Origin of the sequence: Kordia sp. (assembly GCF_022447245.1) — a bacterium.
Classification (GTDB): Bacteria; Bacteroidota; Bacteroidia; order Flavobacteriales; family Flavobacteriaceae; genus Kordia.
Map to the genome: position 1 here is coordinate 23590 of NZ_JAKVBC010000028.1, position 16655 is coordinate 40244.

General features: G+C 31.8%; 17 protein-coding genes. 10 read left to right on the forward strand and 7 right to left on the reverse strand.

What is annotated here, in order from left to right; genetic code table 11:
• Nucleotides 1–424 precede the first annotated feature (424 nt).
• Entirely contained in the window at nt 425–1144 is a 720-nt protein-coding gene (locus MK119_RS17270; RefSeq protein WP_290681233.1) for an ABC transporter ATP-binding protein, read from the forward strand.
• A gap of 1114 nt (nt 1145–2258) precedes the next feature.
• Here the strand turns inward: MK119_RS17270 and MK119_RS17275 are convergent.
• From MK119_RS17275 to MK119_RS17295, 5 genes are all read right to left on the reverse strand, one after another.
• Nucleotides 2259–2432, reverse strand: a complete 174-nt coding sequence (locus tag MK119_RS17275; protein ID WP_290681235.1) for a hypothetical protein — start codon at nt 2430–2432, stop codon at nt 2259–2261.
• A 406-nt stretch (nt 2433–2838) separates the two neighbouring features.
• The gene (locus tag MK119_RS17280; RefSeq protein WP_290681237.1) at nt 2839–5427 is read right to left on the reverse strand and encodes a LytTR family transcriptional regulator DNA-binding domain-containing protein; all 2589 of its coding nucleotides are present in this window, start codon (nt 5425–5427) and stop codon (nt 2839–2841) included.
• A 322-nt stretch (nt 5428–5749) separates the two neighbouring features.
• Nucleotides 5750–5941: a hypothetical protein gene (locus MK119_RS17285; protein ID WP_290681240.1), complete on the reverse strand. Its 192-nt coding sequence runs from the start codon at nt 5939–5941 to the stop codon at nt 5750–5752.
• 22 nt (nt 5942–5963) lie between these two features.
• A complete protein-coding gene (locus tag MK119_RS17290) occupies nt 5964–6161 on the reverse strand; it encodes a hypothetical protein (protein WP_290681243.1) in 198 nt (65 codons plus the stop codon).
• A 156-nt stretch (nt 6162–6317) separates the two neighbouring features.
• On the reverse strand, nt 6318–6581 hold the full coding sequence (locus MK119_RS17295) for a LytTR family transcriptional regulator DNA-binding domain-containing protein (protein WP_290681247.1): 264 nt from the start codon (nt 6579–6581) through the stop codon (nt 6318–6320).
• A gap of 199 nt (nt 6582–6780) precedes the next feature.
• On the opposite strand from MK119_RS17295, the gene MK119_RS17300 reads away from it, so the two are divergent.
• The 8 genes from MK119_RS17300 (at nt 6781) to MK119_RS17335 (ending at nt 12897) form a co-directional block, all read left to right on the forward strand.
• Nucleotides 6781–7254: a GNAT family N-acetyltransferase gene (locus MK119_RS17300; RefSeq protein WP_290681250.1), complete on the forward strand. Its 474-nt coding sequence runs from the start codon at nt 6781–6783 to the stop codon at nt 7252–7254.
• A 40-nt stretch (nt 7255–7294) separates the two neighbouring features.
• The gene (locus tag MK119_RS17305) at nt 7295–7756 is read left to right on the forward strand and encodes a hypothetical protein (protein WP_290681255.1); all 462 of its coding nucleotides are present in this window, start codon (nt 7295–7297) and stop codon (nt 7754–7756) included.
• Nucleotides 7757–7839: 83 nt separating this feature from the next.
• Nucleotides 7840–9270 (forward strand): DNA recombination protein RmuC, encoded by a 1431-nt coding sequence (rmuC, locus tag MK119_RS17310; protein ID WP_290681258.1) that lies wholly within the window; start codon nt 7840–7842, stop codon nt 9268–9270.
• 19 nt (nt 9271–9289) lie between these two features.
• Nucleotides 9290–10108 carry an SDR family oxidoreductase gene (locus MK119_RS17315; RefSeq protein ID WP_290681260.1) on the forward strand — a complete coding sequence of 273 codons (819 nt, stop codon included), beginning with the start codon at nt 9290–9292 and terminating at the stop codon, nt 10106–10108.
• 125 nt (nt 10109–10233) lie between these two features.
• The gene (locus tag MK119_RS17320; RefSeq protein WP_290681263.1) at nt 10234–11085 is read left to right on the forward strand and encodes an AraC family transcriptional regulator; all 852 of its coding nucleotides are present in this window, start codon (nt 10234–10236) and stop codon (nt 11083–11085) included.
• Between the two features lie 147 nt (nt 11086–11232).
• A complete protein-coding gene (locus tag MK119_RS17325) occupies nt 11233–11559 on the forward strand; it encodes a DUF5367 family protein (RefSeq protein ID WP_290681266.1) in 327 nt (108 codons plus the stop codon).
• A gap of 4 nt (nt 11560–11563) precedes the next feature.
• Complete coding sequence (locus tag MK119_RS17330; RefSeq protein WP_290681269.1) at nt 11564–12049, forward strand: DUF1772 domain-containing protein; 486 nt, start codon at nt 11564–11566, stop codon at nt 12047–12049.
• 11 nt (nt 12050–12060) lie between these two features.
• Nucleotides 12061–12897 (forward strand): NmrA family NAD(P)-binding protein, encoded by an 837-nt coding sequence (locus tag MK119_RS17335; RefSeq protein ID WP_290681272.1) that lies wholly within the window; start codon nt 12061–12063, stop codon nt 12895–12897.
• Nucleotides 12898–13052: 155 nt separating this feature from the next.
• Here the strand turns inward: MK119_RS17335 and MK119_RS17340 are convergent, their stop codons facing one another.
• On the reverse strand, nt 13053–13628 hold the full coding sequence (locus tag MK119_RS17340) for a hypothetical protein (RefSeq protein ID WP_290681275.1): 576 nt from the start codon (nt 13626–13628) through the stop codon (nt 13053–13055).
• Nucleotides 13629–13948: 320 nt separating this feature from the next.
• Between MK119_RS17340 and MK119_RS17345 the strand changes: the two genes are divergently transcribed.
• A complete protein-coding gene (locus MK119_RS17345; protein WP_290681278.1) occupies nt 13949–15508 on the forward strand; it encodes a T9SS type A sorting domain-containing protein in 1560 nt (519 codons plus the stop codon).
• Between the two features lie 133 nt (nt 15509–15641).
• Here the strand turns inward: MK119_RS17345 and MK119_RS17350 are convergent, their stop codons facing one another.
• Complete coding sequence (locus tag MK119_RS17350; protein WP_290681281.1) at nt 15642–16652, reverse strand: hypothetical protein; 1011 nt, start codon at nt 16650–16652, stop codon at nt 15642–15644.
• Nucleotides 16653–16655: the final 3 nt, after the last annotated feature.

Consider the following 16655-nt stretch of genomic DNA (forward strand, 5'->3'; position numbering starts at 1 on the left):
ATTTTTTATTAATTGTAATATTGTCAACTCCATTTTTATGATCAGAAATGATCTTATCAAAATAATAATCAGATGAATCTAAATAATTAATAATTTCATTCTTGATCTCCTTAAGTTGCAATTTAGTTTTATTATCTATCTGAGAGGTACATGAATTACAAAACGCTAAAGAAAACTTTAATACGTTCACTATTAAACGAATACACCTTTACTTTGATTTTTTTCATTTCTATACTTTATATATTTCATAACTATTCTTTTTATAACTCAAAATCAAAAATACAATTTCACTTTTTAAAATCTACTGTAAAAAAACGTACTTTTATCATCTCAAATAAAAAAACATATCTCTAAAACAATTACATATCCAGTACTACAAGCAGCTTCACTTAGCATTGGCTATCAAGAGAAAGCAAATCGCAAGGTGATTGCGGAAGCGATTGATTTTAAAATTTCGAAAGGGAAATTAGTGGCATTGGTTGGCGCAAACGGTATTGGGAAATCTACTTTGTTACGTACGCTTGCTAAAATTCAGCAACCACTTTCGGGAGAGATTCTATTGCAAAATAAGTCGCTTCACTCCTATTCAAATGCGGAATTGGCGAAAGAGATTAGTTTGGTATTGACAGAACAAATTCCTTCCAAAAATTTAACTGTTGTGGAATTAATTGCTTTAGGTCGTCAACCATATACCAATTGGATTGGAAATCTTTCTAAAAACGATCATGCAATTGTAGAAAGTGCCTTGCAAAAAACGAATTTGCTCGAATTGAAGTATCGTAAATGTTATACGCTGAGTGATGGACAATTGCAAAAAGTAATGATTGCACGTGCGTTGGCACAAGATACTTCTATGATTATTCTTGATGAACCCACCACACATTTAGATATGTATCATAAAGCGTATGTTTTGAATCTGCTAAAAAAATTAGCTCACGATACACAAAAAACCATGTTGTTTTCTACGCATGAAATTGATTTGGCGATTCAATTATGTGATGAAATGATTGTAATGAATGATGGTAAGGTATTTTCAGGAACACCATGTGAGCTAATTGAACAAGGTGCTTTTGAAAAATTATTCCCAAATGATTTAATTGTATTCAACTCAAAATCAGGAAGTTTTAAAGTCCAAAACAAATAGGTTGTACAAAAAAACGCCTTATCAAGCGATAAGACGTTTTCTAAAACTAACCAACCAAAAAATGTAATACGACTCTCTTTACTCAAGTAACCAGCTCTTTGTACTGTCGTCATCGTAATACACATTACATAAGTCAACATCTGTGCCAAAACGTTACACTATTTCTTAAAAAGATTATATTTTCTGTTAAATAGTCACAAAATAGTATTAATACTAATGCAGAATATTAGAAATACTGCTAAGTGCTAAAGAAGTCAAAATTAGTTCAACTTGCAATTTTGTACGCGTCTTTCAGACTTCCCAAAATTGAGTTTCACTAAAAACGAAAAAAACACCTCACAAGCGTGAAGTGTTTTTTTAACTAAACTAACCAACCAATGTACTATGACTCTCTTTACGCAAGTAACCAGCTCTTTGTACTGTCATCATCATAATACTATATACTATGAACCAACTTTCATACCAAATTATTGTACAGTCCTTTAAATTCTAACAAAATTTTAGCATTTGAAAGCTTCTGTAGATGATTAGAAAAAGGCTTCATTAAAACAGCAATACTATGGTAACTATTTTTTAATGAAGCACTTTAAGTGTTGTTTAAATTAGCCAGCACAGTGTATAACTGAATCTGTACATGTTCTAAGATCTGAATTATTACAAGAGAAAACAAATGTATAATGGCAGTTCCTAGAAGGTCCACATGCGCCTCCACTAATTCCTACTTTGATTTCTACTTAATTAAAATTAGAAATTGTGTTTTTTTTAGTGATAATGATGTAAGGTTTTGTTTTTTAAGAATTATGCGTTTTTAATAGTTGATTGTTCATCAAGAGTTGCTTGATTATTTATTTTGAACTGGATTTCATGTTTGGATTAAGCATCACAAACTACGCAAGATTTATAAGCACACGTATTTTGGCTAGCTGGCTCACAATTTAAAGATCGTGGACAAGTTTCTGTTCTACATTCAGCATTGAGCCATGTTATTATTCCTCCTTTTAAGGTATTTGCATTAAAATTAGAGATTGATTTCTTGTTTAGTTTTAGTGATTTAAGATGTTGTTTTTTCATTTTATAAAAATTTTAGGTTAATGATTAATTATTTCTAGTGTTATTATTTTGGGCTTCTTGGATCTGGATTTTTTCCTAAAGGATGGTCATTTGATCCACAATCGGCGTCTGGATCTAAAGACGGATCGGTGATATCTCTAATTCCTCCTTTTAATGAATAATCATTTACAATTATTTTCTTGCTTAGTTTTAATGATTTAAGATGTTGCTTCTTCATGATTAAAATGTTCTTTAATTGATTTTTATTCGTTAGAATACTATGATCCAGTTCTTCTTGGTGTGGGATTTGTAGTTGTTGAGCTACTTGTAGTTCCTGTAGGATTTTCTTGTGCAGCTACGTCAGCCGCCGTGTGTTCATAATCATCCTCATCTTCATCATTATTAGGATCAGTAATTCCTCCTATAATTTAAAAGCGGTTTTATTCCCAAGAATTCGAGCATTTAATAAGGCAATGCGTTGTGTTTTCATTTTTGAAAGGTTTTAGTTAATAATTCAAAAGTATGCACATGAAAACCTTAAGCGTCTAATTTTAAATAATTTGTGACAGTTTGCCACAAAAATAGTGATGAATAAAAAGTGAAATGGGATGAAATAAACTGTATTTGGGATGAATTTTTTCTGATTAAAAAATCAAATTATTCAATTCAGTTACATACGAATTACTAACAGGAATTTTTTCACCGTTTACCGTAACTTCTTTATTATTTTTTGCTGCTACTTTATCAATCCGAACAATATACGAACGATGAATTCGTAAATATTCTAACGGATCTGGCATGAGATTAATGAATTCGCCAATTTTAGTACGTATAGTGTAGTTTTTTTGTTCGGTGATAACTTCTACATAGTTTCCTGCAGACTTTATATATAATATTGTATCTGTTTTTATTCTAATTTCTTGTCCTGCTTCTTTGAATGAGAAGTATAAATCTTTGCGCTTTATTTTTTTGACTAACAAACGTAATAACTCACGGATAATATGTCTGTTATAAGAGAGTATTCTATATTTAAAAAATAAATAGATTAACACAATTACAAATAAAATTACTGAAACCACAAACCAAATTTGTTTCCAAAATGGAGCATGTATATGAATAGGAATTTCTAAGAAAGTAAGATTTTTATCTTTTGATATTGTAGAAGCTGCTACTTTAAATATATAATCTCCATAAGGCAGTGCCGGATACGATATGCGTCTATTTTTAGTTTGATACCATTTTGTATCTAAACCTTCCATTTTATATGTGTAAGTTAGCTCGTTGGGGGCTTTAAAATGAATTCCTTCTACTAAAAATTCTATTCTGTTTTCTTCATGAGATAGGTTTTTTAATTTTTCTTGAACTACTGACGAATCGTTTACATAAAATTCTTTTACTTTCAAGTGATATGTGTTGGACGTAGTTTTTGCGTCAAACAATCGTTTTGGCGCATACACTAACCCTTTCTTAGAAGCAATCCAAACTGTATCTTCAATGATTTCAACATCACTAATTCCCCCATTCAATAAGCCATTTGAACTTTTTAATCCTGTGATTTGATATGTATCATTTTTTGTAAATTTTATTCTATTTAACCCGAAGTTTGTACATACCCAAAGTTCATCTTTACTTTCAATATGAAGCTCATTTATAATATTGCTCAACAACCCACTTTGTTTGGTTATGTTGCGAATTTCATTTGTTTTTTTATCATCAATAATAATTCCTGCGCCTAACGTGCCAAAATAAACTTCTTCTCTCTTGGTATTTACATCAATATCATCTACTCTATTTTGAAACAATCGATTTTTTTTCGTTAAGGACGATACTTTCTCTTCTTTAAGTAAGTAAGCGCCATTTGGTGTTCCAAAGTATAATTCTTCTCCCCATTCTGCTACATCATGAATTCTATAAGACATTTTTTTTTGTTCATACCCTGTTTGATGAATACGTGTAATACTTTGGTTACTTGACATAAAAACTCCTCTTGGAGTAGGTTCTGATAGTTTAAAAACGTAATCTTTAGCAAATGAATTTTTAAAATGTTCTTTTTTACCATTTTCATCTTCCCTAAAAAATATAGTTTGCGAATGCACATATAATTGTTTGTGTATTGTATCATACTCTACATGAGCTCTTACATCATTATTTGATGTATGTACTTTTGAAATATGACGTTTTGCATCTAACTTGAGTACATCGCCTATTCTGTACCCTATGTACAATTCATTACGTTCATTCTTTGTTAATGATTTTACAGGAGAAGAAATACCTGTAGGCATAAATTTTATGGCTGGTTCTTTTATGTAAAAAACACCCGAATGCAATGTAGAAAACCAATAACTTCCTGCATGATCTATTAAAAAATCGGTAACAGATTTGTTATCTAAAAAATGATCTTTAACAGTTCCTTCAATATCAAAAATAGTACCGCCACCAAATTCATAGCCTACAAAAAACGTAGTTGCATCAATTGCTTTTAAAGAAATTACTCTATTTTTTCTTGTGATAGTGCGTAATACTGTTCCTTTCTCGTTCAATATATGTACTTCTGTACCATCGGTATATATTTTATGCTTGTTACTTAAAAGCGAGAATGCGCTGGAATAAAAACTTCCCTTTACTTTTAGGTACAATGTGTTCTTTTTGATTGCAGAACTATCTAATGTCAAGGAAAAAAAATAGGGAGCATCATTTTTCATTTCAAATTCAAGCCAATGTTCATTAGTAGCCATTGGGGTTTCTTGTAAGGGCTTCTCTAACAATTTACCATCTTTTGAAATGATAAACTTTCCATACATGGCTTCGCAAGAAATATGCATATTTCCCTGATCGTCAAGATACAAGCTATTAATATGTTCAGTAGACCTTAATTGTTTTAAAAGCTTATTGTGAGGATAGGGTTTAAATCCGTTAAAATTTTCGTTGAAATAAAATAGCTGATTTTTAAACGTTGCAAAATAAATAGTTCCGTCTTTTTGCGGGAAAAGATCTAACACAACCATATCTGATAACCCATCAGTAACGCCATAGGTTTTGATTTCGTATCCGTTATTGCTTGAAATTCCTCTATCTGTAGCAATCCAAATGACTCCATTTTTGTCTTGGTGTAATTCGTAGGTTTCTAAACTTGGTAGTCCATCAATAATTCCGAATTCTTTGTATATATAATTTTGAGCACACAAAAATTGACTGCAACACAACAAAAACAGGTAGGCACATTTGTAATTCATATAATAGGAACAGTTCTAAATTTTCAAGGAGAATTGTAGCTAATATATTAAAAAAATACATGGGTTAAATCGGTTTTCTTCACGATTTCTCTCAGTATATTTTAAAAACTAATCAGTCTATAATGAAAAAAACACCTCACAAGCGTGAAGTGTCTTTTTAAACTAAACTAACCAACCAAAATGTAAGTACGACTATTTTACCTCAAGTAACCAGCTCTGTGTAATGTCTACATCGTATTACATTTTATACATACCAAGTACTGTGCCAAATTTGTTTAGCGTTAAAAAAATATTTTTTGGTTGATTCGTTTTATTTTAAAATCTATCTAGGATTACAGGCTCTTACGTCAGTAGCTTGACAATCTGCATTTGAGTCACTACACTCTTGCCCAGTTTTTGGTGTTTCTTTTTCTCCATCTCCATCTAGATCTGGATCTGTAATTCCTCCTAGTATCTGGCTTACTTTTACTTTGTTTAATTGTAATGAATTAAACTTTTTATTTCTTTGTTTCATCTTATTATTTTTTAAGAATTATTTATCCTCTAGTATTACAAAGAGATATTGTTAAATTATTGTTGCATACATATACACATGTTTTATTTGTTCTTAAGTAGGTAGGAATACAATTATCATGACCTCCTGAAGCGCCTCCTTTTATGGATGATACGTCAACTCCTAATTTAGATACTTGTTGCTTGTTCAACTTTAATGATTTGATCTTTGATTTCTTCATAATTTTAAATTTAAATTACTAATAATTTGATGTCTCAAATGTATTTATCTCAAAAAACAAAAAATCAAAACGGAAATACTAAGTGTTGACTTAGTACAAAAAAGTGGTGGTTCAAAAATGCTATGGTGTGAATTTGTAGCTTTTTGTTGTGAAATTTTATGGCTGAAAAATTAATCTGTCCAATTCCTCCTGATACAAACTATTCACTGGTAGCTTTTTTTTGTTTACAATAACTTCTCTATTGTGCTTAGCAGTGACTTTATCGATATGGACCACATAAGAACGATGAATTCCAACATACTCAAGTGGATCTGGTGTATTTTTTATAAAGGATATTATCGGAGTTCGTATGATATAGTTTTTGTTTTCTGGAACTAACTCCATAAAATTTCGAGAAGATTTTAAATATAAAAAAAACACCTCACAAGCGTGAAGTGTTTTTTTAAACTAAACTAACCAACCAAATGTAATCACGACTCTTTTACTTCGAGTAACCAGCTCTATGTAACGTCTTCACCGTGTCACAATTTTTAAGTACCAAGTACTGTGCCAAAACTTGACTACAAGTTTTTTTTATTTCTTTTTTTATTCTATAGCTTTACATTCTAAGAAACGAGTTTTGAAAAGAATACTAGAAACGAAACGTTTATACTTACGCGAATTTTCATTGGATGATGTCGATTTCGTCTTAGAATTAGTAAATACACCATCGTGGATTCAATATATTGGTGATCGTAATATTCGTACGCCAGGCGTTGCTGAGGAATATATTAGAGAGAATTTGCGAAAGAGTTATACTAAAAATGGTTTTGGCTTGTGGCTCATGGAACTCAAAAAAACTAAAACTCCCATTGATATGTGTGGCTTGGTGAATAGAGATTCTCTGGAAGATATTGATATTGGGTTTGCATTATTGCCTGCTTACGGACGCAAAGGATATACTTATGAAGCTGCCAAAGCTACTTTGCAATATGCAAAAGAAGAATTACAAATTTCAAAAATTGTTGCCATTACCGATCAAAACAACATGGCTTCTATCGGATTATTGAACAAAATTGGCTTACAGTTTGAAAAAAAAATTAAAACTTTCTAAAAATGATACTGTACTTTTATTTTCCTAAGCCCTTTCATTTATGAAAAAAGAACTTCCTTATTTGTGTTTATGCTTCGTTATATTCTTTGCGCTGCTTTGGTTTCCTCTGGATATAAAAACACTATTGGCGGCAGATGCAACATTAGATATTAATGTTCATGACACTTATTTTGTGATTTCAACGTTTGATTATGTAATACATGTATTTGTTTTCGTATTCGCATTCATGTACTTTTTGAGGGTTCTATCTACAAAATTCCAAAACCGTTTTGCAAGTTATCTTTATCTAATTTTTAATGGATTATTTATTGTAGCTGCCATTTTAAATATTGTAGCTGTTTTTTTTATTGAAATTCCAGATACTGTTACCACAGATCTTAACCGGGAAATACTGAATAAAAGTATAAATTTTAAACCGCTTTTATATCTTTTTATGGGAAGCACTCTAATTGCTTTTATTTTTGAAATATATACATTCTTCCGATTACGAGAACGAAGATGATTGCTCAACTTTGTCATAAACTTTCTGGTGTAGGCTGAATCCAAAATTCATACAAAATAGTATCTTTACACAAAATTTACTTCATGTCAGAAATCGTTATTTATATTGTCCTTATTGTCATCTTTTTAGCCGTTGGTATTTTCTTGGGAATGTACATCGGAAACCTAAAAACGAAAGCACAACAAGAAGGTTTACACGAACGTAATCGCCAATTAAAATCACAATTTGACGATTTAAAAACACAGTTACATGCTGAAAATGAAAAACAGAACAAGTCGTTTCAACAGCAATTGGAAAGTTTCAAAGAAAATTTAGCAAAAACAGAACAAGAACGTGAGGAAATTAGACGTGAAAAAGATTTTTTGAATGTTGAATTGGCGCGAAAAAATTCAGAATTTGTAAATCTACAAAAACAAAATATAGAACGTGACGAATCGCTAAAAAAGCAGCAAGAACAGTTGCGCAAAGATTTTGAATTGCTCGCGAATAAAATTTTGGAAGAAAAATCGAATAAATTTACAGAGCAGAATAAAGAAAATATTAAAAACATTTTGACGCCACTTCAAGAGAAAATTCAGCATTTTGAAAAGAAAGTAGAAGATTCTCAGAAGGAAAATATTAGCATTCATTCTGCCTTGCGCGAAAAATTATCGGAACTGAGTAAAGCCAATTTACAAATCAGTCAAGAAGCTGTAAATTTAACGAAAGCCTTAAAAGGTGATAGTAAAATGCAAGGAAATTGGGGAGAATTGGTGCTAGAGCGCGTGTTAGAAAAAAGCGGATTGGAAAAAGATCGTGAATATGTTGTACAACAAAATTTTACACGTGAAGATGGTTCCAGAGTATTGCCAGATGTAATTATCAATTTGCCAAACAACAAAAAGATGGTATTTGATTCTAAGGTTTCTTTAACTGCTTACGAACGTTATGTAAATACAGAAGATGAAGAACGAGCAATAAGTTTAAAAGAACATTTAACGTCCATAAAACGTCATATAGAGCAATTATCTGCCAAGAAATACGAAGATTTATACGAGATTGAAAGTCCTGATTTTGTCTTGATGTTTATTCCGATAGAACCTGCATTTGCCATTGCCGTAAATGAAGATACAACCCTGTACAGCAAAGCATTTGAGAAGAATATTGTCATTGTAACACCTACTACTCTATTAGCAACTTTGCGTACGATTGACACCATGTGGAATAATGAAAAACAGCAACGAAATGCGATTGAAATTGCGCGACAAGCTGGTGCTTTGTATGATAAGTTTGAAGGTTTTATGAACGATTTAATCGGAATTGGAAAAAAGATTGACGCGACAAAATCTGATTATTCAGCTGCGATGAACAAACTGTTTGAAGGGCGTGGAAATATCATCAAAAGTATTGAAAAAATTAAGAAAATGGGCGCAAAAGCTAAGAAATCACTTCCTGAGTCTATTTTGAAACGTGCAGACAGTGAACCTGAAAATGACGCCTTTACTGGAAATGAAGAACCAAGACAGTTGTTTTAATTGAAAGATAACAAACATTGTGAAAAATAGACAAATTAGCATCTTAGGTTGTGGATGGTTAGGGTTACCATTAGCAAAATACTTTATTACACAAGATTATATTGTAAAAGGTTCTACCACTTCGCCAGAAAAAGTAGCTTTATTGAAAGAAGCTAACATTCAACCGTATGTTTTCTCTTTAGGAACTACACGAAACAACGAATTATTCATTGACTTTTTAGCGAATAGCGATGTGATTGTGATTAATTTTCCTCCGAGAAGAATTCCTACTATTGTTTCCTTTTATCAAGAGCAAATACAAGCAATTTTACCATTCATTAAGAAAACACAAAAAGTGATTTTTGTAAGTTCTACATCTGTGTATCAAAATACGAATGATTGGGTTACGGAAACTCTAGAAAATCAGCCTGAAAAAGAATCGGGAAAAGCAGTCTTAGCTGTCGAAAATATATTAAAAGCACATTTACAAGAGCGATTGACGATTCTACGTTTTGCTGGACTTTTTGGATATGACAGGTTTCCAGGACGATTTTTAGCAAATAAAAAAGAACTTCCCAATGGAAAAGCGCCTGTAAATATGATTCACCAAGATGATTGTATTGGATTGATCAACGCAATTATTGAAAAACAAACTTGGGGAGAAATTATCAATGGTTGCTCAGATGAACATCCATTACGAGAAGAGTTTTATACATTAGCAGCTAAGAAGATTGGTTTGATGCCACCAGAATTCAAAGTTTCTGATTCTACTTCCTTTAAAATAATTTCAAATACAAAGAGTAAAGAATTACTTCAATATTCGTATATACATCCTGATCCGTTGGTGTTTGTGGTGTAAGTTTTGAAACTTGGAATTTGGGTTTTAGGTTTTGGGACATTTTGACGTTGCATGAGAAAATTGTAGTTATAAAACTCTTGTTGTACAACAGTAAATAATAAGTACACCGTAGTAAATCGCAAAAAATGAATCGTGAAATATTAGACATAACTGATTACACCATTTTATTAGAAGAAGCTTCTTCTGATGACAATGTAATTGATTCGTGTTTTTTTGACGAACCTGTAATTGCTATCGCCTTTTATGGTGCAGGAAATGTTGGCCTTAACGTTAAGTTTGACGGAAAGACCAAAGAATTTCAGCACACCAAAGGAATGGTATTATCATTTTATGCAGATAATAAAGTGGAATTTGAACATCATGTTTCTAAACAAAAATCACTACAGTGTTTAGTCATCGCAACAACGGTTAAAAACATATATAAATTACCCAATGGCGAAGGTCAATTTTTAGAAAAGTTTTTGCATCAATTAGTACATCCGAAAGATCATTATGTTGAAGGTCCAGTATTTAATATGAGTCCAGAAATATTTCTACTTGTAGAGCAATTCTTCAGCAATACGTATGAAGGAGAAATTAAAATGCTGTTTTATAAAAGTCACATGACCGCTTTACTTTCGCACTATTTTGGTCAACTTGCAAAACAAGAAAATACAAAACTCAATACGGCACAAATTAAAAAAATTAATCTCGTGCAAGAAATTTTAATATCCAATTTAGAAAATCCACCCTCTTTAACAGAATTAGCATATAAAATTGGCACCAATACCAATACACTTAAAATAGAATTCAAAGCACAGTTTGGTGTTCCTGTTTTTAAGTATCTACAAAATGAACGCTTAAAGAAAGCTTATCATCTAATTAAGAATGAGCAAAAAACCATTCAAGAAGCAGCTTGGGCAGTAGGTTATGACAGTTTAGGTTCTTTCTCAAACGCCTTTGAAAAAAAGTTTGGTTACAGACCTAGCCAAGTATAAAATTCTTTTCGAATAAATCATAATTCTTTTTGAATAAGTCGCTGAACTACAGCAGCTGTAGATTTGTATCATAATTCAAAAACAAAAATTATAATACGTAAAAATCTATTTAGCATTATATGCGCCGTATTAGTTTGGATCTTAGGTGTGAGCTTTTACCTCTTTTCATTTTATGTCCCTATTATAGAAAACTCAGATTTGCAATCAAATATTACGCTGGCTTTGGGCATTATACCTAGTGCGTGTTTAGGAACGTATTTGTTCTTTAAAAATAGCTATACAAAACCAGCTATACTAGCGCTTAGCTTCGTAATTGTAGTAACATTATTAGATGCACTTATAACCGTTCCTGTATTTATCATTCCAAATGGCGGTAATTATTCAACGTTTTTTGGAGATCCGATGTTTTACACTATTGCAGTTGAGTTATACTTCATTGTACTGTATTTCGGGAATCATTTAAACAAAAAATAAAGGCATGAAAACGTATGTTCTTTTTTGTACGGTGTTACTAAATGCACTTGCTACTGGTTTTTTCTTTGCTTGGTCTGTTTCTGTCATAGTAGGAACAAAAAAAGTAACTGATCTCACATATTTGGAAACCATGCAAAACATCAATAGAGAAATCTTAAATCCTGTATTTTTCATCGTATTCTTTGGAAGCTTAGTTACATTGTTTCTAACGACGTATTTACAATTGAATCATAAGACTGTATTTTGGTTTGTATTGGCTTCTACCATCATTTACCTCATTGGAACTTTTGGAGTTACTGCCTTTGGAAATGTTCCTTTAAACAATGAATTAGATGCATTAAATATTCACGGTTTTAACTTAACTGAATTAAATAAATTTAGAACTTATTTTGAAGGTACTTGGAATCAATATCATATTATAAGAACCATAGCAAGTATCATTTCATTCACACTTTTATTAATAGCAACATTTATTCAAAAATCATTTTAAAATAATTCATCATGAAAACGAACATTTTAGTCATCGGAGGAACTGGAAAAACTGGTCGCCGTGTAGTACAACAGTTAAAAAATAAAGGAATTGAACCTAGAATTGGTTCCAGAACAGCATCGCCAAGTTTTGATTGGTACAATAGAGAAACTTGGGTGCATGCCTTACAAGGTATCGAAAAAATGTATGTCACCTATTATCCTGATTTAGCCGTTCCTGGAGCGAAAGAAGCTATAGAAAGCTTAACTTATTTGGCCAAAGAATTAGGCGTTCAAAAAATGGTGTTACTTTCTGGAAAAGGAGAAATCGAAGCAGAAGCGTGTGAAAAAATTGTCATGAATTCTGGAATAGATTATACGATTGTGAGAGCATCTTGGTTTAACCAAAATTGGAGCGAAAGTTTCTTTTTAGAACCTATTTTATCTGGAGAAGTCGCGCTACCAATGTCTGATGTTTTAATTCCATTTGTAGATGCGAATGACATTGCTGAAGTTGCAGCTATAGTCTTACTTGATGATGCGTTTAACGGTGAAATCATTGAGGTTACAGGTCCAGAATTGATCACGTTTAAAGATATTGTCAATATTATCTCAAAAACGAGCAACAAAAAGTTAAATTTTCACGATATCACTTTACAACAATATGTAGAAGGCATGAAACAAATGCAACTCCCTAATGATGTTGTTTGGTTGATTGAATATTTATTTACTCACGTTTTAACTAATCCAAAAAACCAGTTGGTCGTTAATGATGTGGAACGTGTTTTGGGTAGAAAAGCAACAACTTTCTTAGCATACGCAAAAGAAACTGCAAAAACTGGAATTTGGAATCCAGTTGCACTCAGTTAACGATAATTACTACCATAAAATCAATCAAAAAACGACCAATCAAATGAATTCAGTTAACCGTATCAAATTCTAAATCTGAGTTCAAAAAAACACCTTATCTTTTTATAGATAAGGTGTTCTTGTCACGATCTCGTTTGTAGGATAACCGATTCATATTATGCATTTTTTACCGTGATTGCAATTGCTTTTCCTGGTGCTAAATCTTTGGTTACTTCTACTTTCTCAAGTTGCTTCATTAATTTTTGATCTTTTTTCCACTCTCCATTTTCTAATAATGAAACTTCATAGATATCTCCTTCTGTCGTTAGTTTTACTTTCAATCCTTCGTAGTTTGAGTTGTATGCTTTTACAACACTTTCATAGTTAGTTTTGAACCATAACTCTGCTTCTTTCGCTCTTCTTGCCAATGCTTCTGGTGTGTTTTCTCTTTTCTTTCTAGCAGCTTCTGCTTTTGCTAATGCTTCTTTCATTTCCAATTCTGCCTTTGCAATACTGTCTGCAACTTTTTGTGCCTCTTGAGCTTCCAATAACTTGATGTCGTTTAAGATTTTTGAATACGCGATGCAATCTTCCATGGCTTTTTCTTCAAATTGAATCGTGGTTTCTTCCGCTATATTTTCCACTTTATTCAAATCTTGTACGTTTTCTGCTTTTACCTCTTTTGTTTCTGTGTTGCATGCTATTAATGTCATTGCTGCTACTCCTAATACTGTGAATGTTGTACGTTTCATAATTGTTTGATTTAATTGTTATACTTGATTTACACTTCAAATATCACACGAAACTGCCGAACAATTTGGGTAGCTTTAGAATTCGTTAAGAGTTATCTAGAATTCGTTAAAAAAAGTATTCTCTATTTAACTATCCTTGAAATACAATGCCTTTACTGGCTCTTTCATAAAACGAAATATTCATTATGAGCCTGAAAATAAAACTTAGAAAAAGATAAAAAAATAAGGTTACACTTTTCTTTTACAGACATAGTATATGTAAATCCTTATGAAAAGGATTTTTAAAATACATCTTAAACAATTAAAATCAATTTATCAGCATGAAAAGAAATACGTTTTTAGCTTTTGTTTTACTCTCATCACTAATCTTTGCTCAAGATGGTAACCTAGATACAAACTTTGGAACAAATGGATATGTAGCGTTTAATACCACTGACATAGGAATATACAACGATTGCCTTCAGCCTGATGGCAAAATTATCTACAGACAAGACAATACTATTCAACGACTTAATCAAAATGGTAGTTCAGATACATCCTTTGGAAATTCTGGCAGCATTAGTATCATTGATCCAGGAGTTCACAGATATGGTATATTACATACAGATACAGACAATCAAATAGTAACATTTACCAAGAATTTATATACTACATATTATATGACCAAATACAATTTAGACGGTACTCATGATGCCAATTTTGGAACTAATGGACAAGGATATATTCATCTTGATGTTGATGATATTAAAAGCCCCTTAATTGTAAGATCATCACCTAACGGAAGTATTTTTGTAGGTGGAAATGATGACCGATCAGGAACAGGTGTAGATAATTTGTTTTTAAGAAAATATGATACGGATGGTATAGCAGATACCTCTTTTCATTATACGGCAAGTAATATAGGTATTAACTTAGGTAGTACTCCTGTTGGACATTCTTCAGATGACAGAGCTGTAGATGTAGACATTATGTCTGATACAAAAATAGTAGTAACAGGCAGAGGAACTTACTATAACGTAAACTCTGTATCTCATTACAAATCTTCCATAGTCATCATTGAAAACGGAGTGACAAATCCGATTAAAAAAAGTGCTCCATATAGCAATCCTTCTCATGTAGTGAAAACCAATACTACAATTGATCAAAACGATACTATTTACATGCTAACTGGAATTAATAATACATTCACTGTTAACCCTGTAAATATAATTCACAAGTGGAATTCATCAGGAACATTAATCGATTTTGGTGCTGAAGACAGACTTACTATTACTTTAGAGGTTAATCCAAATGAATTTGCCAATTTCCAACGTATTTTAGTGCAACCTGATGGAAAATTTATTTTGGCAGGAACTACTTTCAATACAAATCTAACAGGTTTCAAAAAACCAAATCTTATCATTGCTAGATTTTTAGCAGATGGGACTTTAGATACAACCTTTGGAAGCAATGGATATGTATTACATGCCATTACCTATTCTGGAACTTCAACTGACAATACAAGTCATAGTATTACGAACTTATTTGCAACTGATGATTATAACTCCATTTACATGAGTGGAAGAAACGCAGAAAATACTGTTATTCTTAAATATAGTATTCCGTCCTTATTGTCTGTAGAAGACGTTCAGGTTACTAATACTCCAATCCACATATTTCCTAATCCAGCAAAAGATATTATTTCTATTAATGCTGTAGATCCTACTCGTTTACATCAAAAACAATATGCTATTATTGATATTACAGGACAAACTATAAAACAAGGAACTTTTTATAATGATAGAGAAGCTTCAAATATGAACATTTCTCAGTTAAGTAACGGAATATATTTTCTGAAAATTGAAAGTTTTAATGAGGTGTTAAAACTGATTAAAAAGTAAAACAAACTCAGTATTCTGTTTTTTATCTATGAAAAATTGGAAGTTTAGATCGTTAAACTTCCAATTTTTAATATAGAAACTATCTCTTTTTTTAAGGTTCTGACTAATTACTTCATCAAAAAAACTGTTAGCATTACACTTTCGTATAACTAATTCCATTCACAACAACAGGCGAATATTCGAGTTTAGTACCTGCTTTCATAATCGGTTGCATGACGCATAAAACCGTAGTTTTCCCTTTGATGAATAAAGTATTGCCACGCACTTTTGTTAACCATCTGAATTTTTCTATGGGAATGTTGAACTCTTTGATCGTATTGAGTAAGGTTTCATCTTCGGAAATCCAATCGATGATTTCTTGTTTGTTATTAAAGTTTGGTATGTCTTCTTTGGCTTCAAATTCAAACTCCCACTCTACTGGAATATTGAAACGATAGGTATACAGTTCACCTGGCAATTGTTCGGCACGTGTTTTTAATACCGTTTCCCAATCTGCCTGTACGTTTGGATATTTCTTTTTGAATTCTATCGCCAACGCTCTTGGTCCAGGCGAATGCGCCGTAGGATAATATCCGTAATAGGTTTTTGCCAAATAATGTTCAGCATATTTTCCACCAAACACATTAAAGAATTCGGAAGCATATAGTTGAATTTTATCATCAAATGTAAATGCCTTTTTAAGACTTTTTAAAAGTGCAGCATTCGCGCCCAATCCACAAGAATGAAAAATGATTTTGGTATCTTTTTGTAGGAAATTAGTAGCTAATGGTACGATTTCTTTTAGTTTCAAAGCATCTTCTAAAGTCGCCGAAGTAATTCGCTCACTTTTGCGATTGGTTTTCATAGCTAAACCTCTCCAAGGATTGCTATGACTTACAATATGAATATCTCCATAGACATTGGCATCATAATGCAAACGCAGCCAAACTAAAATCTCTGCCAAACTTTGTGTTTCTTCAACTACCTGATAATACTGATTTATGAAATAGTTTTTAGCATTGGTATAATAGGTATTATCACCTTCATCAAAACCTGCTATAAACACTAATGGTTGTGGCTGTTTATTCTTTTCTAGCGCTGTATCAGTTCCTGCGAAAGCGGAAACCGAACAACACCAAAACAATAGGAAACATATCTTCTTCATGCT

Excerpts from the sequence above, each read along its gene's own strand:
- MK119_RS17275 (WP_290681235.1), bottom strand. The coding sequence starts at position 2,432 with ATGAAGAAGCAACATCTTAAATCATTAAAACTAAGCAAGAAAATAATT.
- MK119_RS17280 (WP_290681237.1), bottom strand. The coding sequence starts at position 5,427 with ATGAATTACAAATGTGCCTACCTGTTTTTGTTGTGTTGCAGTCAATTT.
- MK119_RS17285 (WP_290681240.1), bottom strand. The coding sequence starts at position 5,941 with ATGAAACAAAGAAATAAAAAGTTTAATTCATTACAATTAAACAAAGTA.
- MK119_RS17290 (WP_290681243.1), bottom strand. The coding sequence starts at position 6,161 with ATGAAGAAATCAAAGATCAAATCATTAAAGTTGAACAAGCAACAAGTA.
- MK119_RS17305 (WP_290681255.1), top strand. The coding sequence starts at position 7,295 with ATGAAAAAAGAACTTCCTTATTTGTGTTTATGCTTCGTTATATTCTTT.
- rmuC (WP_290681258.1), top strand. The coding sequence starts at position 7,840 with ATGTCAGAAATCGTTATTTATATTGTCCTTATTGTCATCTTTTTAGCC.
- MK119_RS17320 (WP_290681263.1), top strand. The coding sequence starts at position 10,234 with ATGAATCGTGAAATATTAGACATAACTGATTACACCATTTTATTAGAA.
- MK119_RS17330 (WP_290681269.1), top strand. The coding sequence starts at position 11,564 with ATGAAAACGTATGTTCTTTTTTGTACGGTGTTACTAAATGCACTTGCT.
- MK119_RS17335 (WP_290681272.1), top strand. The coding sequence starts at position 12,061 with ATGAAAACGAACATTTTAGTCATCGGAGGAACTGGAAAAACTGGTCGC.
- MK119_RS17340 (WP_290681275.1), bottom strand. The coding sequence starts at position 13,628 with ATGAAACGTACAACATTCACAGTATTAGGAGTAGCAGCAATGACATTA.
- MK119_RS17345 (WP_290681278.1), top strand. The coding sequence starts at position 13,949 with ATGAAAAGAAATACGTTTTTAGCTTTTGTTTTACTCTCATCACTAATC.
- MK119_RS17350 (WP_290681281.1), bottom strand. The coding sequence starts at position 16,652 with ATGAAGAAGATATGTTTCCTATTGTTTTGGTGTTGTTCGGTTTCCGCT.